Below are 4416 nucleotides of genomic sequence, written 5' to 3'. Positions count from 1 at the left end.
AGTGTTGCCACTACGCCCTTGCCGAGTCGCTAACCCTTCCCCTCATCGGGCGGGTTCGGGATTCTCACCCTATAGAAGTGCGCCATGCTGGGCGCACACAACAAAAAACGGCCTTGCGGCCGCTTTTTTGTTGTTAATGACTATTGAAAGGAGGGTGTCATACTGAAGCGACTGAATTCTCTTTCCTGTTCTTCGATAAGGTCTTCACCGTCTAATTCAAAATTCTTTTCGATATCGATGTCTTCAATGAGAAGACGATTTTCGCCTTTAGATGTCAGTCTGGCCCAGAAAATAGAGCCGGCCGCATCCTTCATTCTGACTTCTGTTTTACCGATGCGATTTAATTGTGCTTCTTTAACCTGAAAAACTGCTTGGTCTACGATCAAGTCCCGAAGAAGATAACCGGCTGCAATACCCAGCGTAGCAGCGATGCCCTCACCAATCTTGGAAATGATTCCGCTCTTTTCAACCGTGACCCAGCCGCTTTCTCTGCGGGTGGAGCAAAAAACACATTCACTCGTCTCTTCGGTACACGTAAAAGTCTGATTAATGTCTTTATCGGCCGTTTCTAAAACCTGTAAAGCGCCGTTTGTGTATTTAGACATTCTTCATTTCCCTTAATTAAATTTCATTGAACTTTCGTCTTGGTCGCTATATTGAAACAAAGCAAAGAAAGGGACAATAGCGTAAACCCCCAGCTAAACTCACTTTGAGCTAAATTATGGAAAAACCCTTAAGTGATTGGCGAAGCAAATTAGGAGGTTTCCCTTAGAAATGCCCATTTTGATGGAAAAATTAGTTCGCAGAGCAATTAAAAATTTGTAAAAATGAAAACCAAAATGGGGCGAAAAATAGGGGAGGGTGAATTAAATTAGTGTGTTAACGTTTTTACAATTTCAGAATCATTCAGCCTAGAGTCGTCATAAATTCCGAAAATTTCTTAAGGTTGTTGTAAGAAAGAGACAGCGCAAAACTATTGTCATATTAGTGAAAACACCTATACAACTTTAGATAATCCGAGTAAATCAGACAAATTGAAAAAAACCGTAAATTGCTGAAAGGGTATTTTATCTCGTCAAACCAACAAATTAAGACCAAATTACTATAGGGAAGAGGGTAAAGAAAAAGACAAAATTCATCCTTTTTTTCAATTTTTCATTAAGTGAAACTACTTAGTTTTGTTTTTGGACTCTTTAAATCCATTGTCTTTTGTCCGAAGTTGTTCTAAATTTCAGCTCAACAGTTTTAGGTGCAATTGTTTTTCATGGTCAACCCTAATATATGTAGCGGATTTGACAGAGAAATTATTCGCACCTGAATTTGTTGGTTTTTTACCCCATGCTGCCGAAAGGTGCCACCCGTCTTTTCGGTTAACTTGGATCAAGGAGATCTACTAAATGAAAGTTATTTATACGGATGTACTGGTCATCGGCGCAGGTCTTGCCGGTCTGCGTATGGCCGTCGGTGCCAAACGCCGCGGACATGATTCCATCATCCTCTCTCTAGTTCCCCCTAAACGTTCCCACTCCAAAGCCGCTCAGGGCGGTATGCAGGCCTCTCTGGCTAATGTGATTAAGGGCGTCGGCGACAATGAGGATGTCCACTTCGGCGACACCGTTCGCGGTTCCGACTGGGGTGCAGACCAGGAAGTCGTTCGTATGTTCGTTAATACTGCTCCGAAAGCTGTCCGTGAACTGGCTGCTTGGGGCGTGCCCTGGAGCCGTATCACTCCGGGTGACCGTCAGGTTATTATCAACGGCGAAAAAGTTACTATTACCGAACGTAAAGAAGCTGCCGGCCTGATCGGTCAGCGTGACTTCGGCGGTACAAAGAAATGGAGAACATGCTTCGTTTCCGACGGTACCGGCCACGCTATGCTGAACGCTGTTTCCGACCGTGCTATCGCTCTCGGTATTCCTATTCACGAACGTGTTGAAGCCATCGCTTTGATCCACGACGGTTCCCGCTGCTACGGCGCTGTCGTTCGTGACCTTATCACCGGTGAACTCATCGGTTACGTTGCCCGAGCTACTGCTATCGCAACCGGCGGTGCAGGTAAGATCTTCCGCGTTTCTACAAACGCTCAAATCTGTGAAGGTACCGGCCACGCTATCGCTCTGGAAACAGGCGTTGCTATGTGCGGTAACTTGGAGGCTGTTCAGTTCCATCCGACAGGTATTTTCCCGGCCGGTATTCTGGTTACTGAAGGCTGCCGCGGTGACGGCGGTCTGCTTCGCGACGTCGACGGCCATCGCTTCATGCCGGACGTTGAACCTGAAAAGAAAGAACTTGCCTCTCGTGATGTTGTTTCCCGTCGTATGGAAGAACGTATTGCTCAGGGCAAGGGCGTTAAGAGCCGCTTCGGTGAACACCTCTGGCTCGACATCACGCTGCTCGGTGAAAACCACATTAAACACAACCTTCGTGAAGTTTACGAAATCTGCCATTACTTCCTCGGCGTTGACCCGACGAAGGATTGGATCCCGGTTCGCCCGGCTCAGCACTACACCATGGGCGGTGTCCGCACCAACCCGAACGGCGAATCTCAGACTCTGAAGGGCCTGTTCGCTGCCGGTGAAGCTGCTTGCTGGGATATGCACGGCTTTAACCGTCTCGGCGGTAACTCCGTTGCTGAAACCGTTGTTGCCGGTATGATCATCGGCGAAACAATCGCTGACTTCTGCGACAAGCCTGAAAACGCCATCGACATTCCGACCCGCGTTGTTTACGACTTCATCAAGCGCGAACAGTCCAAACTGGACGCCTTCGTTAAGAACAATGGCAAAGAAAACATGGCTGAGATCCGCACTCGCATGCAGGAAATCATGACGACTAAGGTCGGTATTTTCCGCGAAGGCGAAAAACTCAAGGAAGCTGTCGAAGAACTCGAAGGCCTCTACAAGAAGAGCTTCAACGTTGCTGTTAAGAACCAGCCGGGTGCCAACCCTGAGCTTGTTTATGCTTACAGAACACAGAAGATGCTCCGCGTCGCCCTCGGTATGGCTCTCGGTGCTTCTCTTCGTACAGAATCTCGCGGTGCTCACTTCCGTGTTGACTACCCTGTTCGTAACGACGCTGAATGGTGCAAACGTACACTCAGCACATGGAAGAACGAATCCGATACTCTTCCGACAATTACTTACCAAGACCTCGACATCTCCAAGATGGAACTTCCTCCGGGCTGGCGTGGTTACGGTGCTAAGAACTACATTGACAACCCCGAAACACCTGTTCGTCAGAAACAAGTCGACGAAATCCGTGCCAAACTGGAATCCGAAGGCGCAGACCGTTTCGCTGTCCAGAATGCACTGATGCCGTACCTGCAGCTTCTGCCCGAAGATCTCCGCGGCAAGAACGAACGTATTGACGAACCCCTGTCTTAATCTTTGGAGTTGAAATTAAATGGCTGATACAACACAACAGATGGCTGCTGCTGAAGAGAAAAAAGAAGATGCAGTTCCCCAGCAGGCGAAAGCTCATCGCATGCTCCAGGTAAGCATTCTTCGTTACAACCCGGCTGATCCGGATAGCGTTCCTCACCTGCAGACTTACTCCGTTTCCGAAACGGACTCTATGACTCTCTACATTCTCTTGAATGAATTGAGAGACACACAGGATCCTTCCCTCCAGTTCGATTTCGTTTGCCGTGCCGGTATTTGCGGTTCCTGCGCAATGCTCGTTAACGGTAAACCGACTCTGGCCTGCCGCTGCCTGACAAGAGATCTTCCGGATCACTTCACTCTGGCTCCGCTTCCCGGCTTCGAACTTATCGGTGACTTGTCTGTCAACACAGGTAAGTGGATGCGCGGTATGTCCGAACGTATCCAGTCCTGGTGCCACCTTAACGATGACAATGTCAATCTGTCTAAGATTGAAACCCCGATGGATCCGCATCTGGCCGAAGAAATCTACCTGCTTGACCGCTGCGTTGAATGCGGCTGTTGCGTAGCTTCCTGCGGTAACTTCCGTATGCGTCCTGACTTCGTCGGTGCTGTCGCTATCAACAAGATCTCTCGTTTCCGTCTGGATCCGCGCGATCACCGTAATGATGCCGACTACTACGAAATCCTCGGTACTGAAAGCGGAGTTTTCGGCTGTATGTCCCTCCTAGCTTGCCACGACTTCTGCCCGAAAGATCTGCCTCTGAAGACTCAGATTGCTTTCATGCGTCGTAAGATGGCCGAGCAGGGCATCATGGGTAAAGAAGAGCCCAGCCTCAAGAGAGTCATTCCTCTTCGTGAGCTCAAGCTCGACTAATCCTACTTTGTAACAAAACGTCCTAGCAAGACCTAAACCCCTACCTTAATCGGTAGGGGTTTTTGGTGTGCTCGGCATGAGCATTCTCTATAGGGTGAAAGTCCCGAGTCTGCCCGCTAGTGGGAAAGACTAGCGAACCCCAAGGTGTCTGCAGTGATG

The 4416-nt window shown here is 48.8% G+C and carries 3 protein-coding genes; 2 read left to right on the top strand and 1 reads right to left on the bottom strand.

Features of this window, described 5'->3' with window-relative positions; translation table 11 throughout:
• Positions 1–140: 140 nt before the first annotated feature.
• Positions 141–605 carry a hypothetical protein gene (locus tag ACZND6_RS12665; protein ID WP_370747697.1) on the bottom strand — a complete coding sequence of 155 codons (465 nt, stop codon included), beginning with the start codon at positions 603–605 and terminating at the stop codon, positions 141–143.
• A 792-nt stretch (positions 606–1397) separates the two neighbouring features.
• Between ACZND6_RS12665 and ACZND6_RS12660 the strand changes: the two genes are divergently transcribed.
• Complete coding sequence (locus ACZND6_RS12660; protein WP_370747696.1) at positions 1398–3383, top strand: fumarate reductase flavoprotein subunit; 1986 nt, start codon at positions 1398–1400, stop codon at positions 3381–3383.
• Positions 3384–3402: 19 nt separating this feature from the next.
• Entirely contained in the window at positions 3403–4257 is an 855-nt protein-coding gene (locus ACZND6_RS12655; RefSeq protein ID WP_008864509.1) for a fumarate reductase iron-sulfur subunit, read from the top strand.
• The last annotated feature ends 159 nt before the right edge of the window (positions 4258–4416 follow it).

Source organism: Parasutterella sp. (assembly GCF_057870745.1).
Note: the sequence above shows the minus strand (reverse complement) of the source record. Positions and strands in the feature narration are given on the sequence as shown.

Bases quoted from the DNA above. Each gene is read 5' to 3' on its own strand.
- ACZND6_RS12665 (WP_370747697.1), bottom strand. From the start codon at position 605: ATGTCTAAATACACAAACGGCGCTTTACAGGTTTTAGAAACGGCCGAT.
- ACZND6_RS12660 (WP_370747696.1), top strand. From the start codon at position 1,398: ATGAAAGTTATTTATACGGATGTACTGGTCATCGGCGCAGGTCTTGCC.
- ACZND6_RS12655 (WP_008864509.1), top strand. From the start codon at position 3,403: ATGGCTGATACAACACAACAGATGGCTGCTGCTGAAGAGAAAAAAGAA.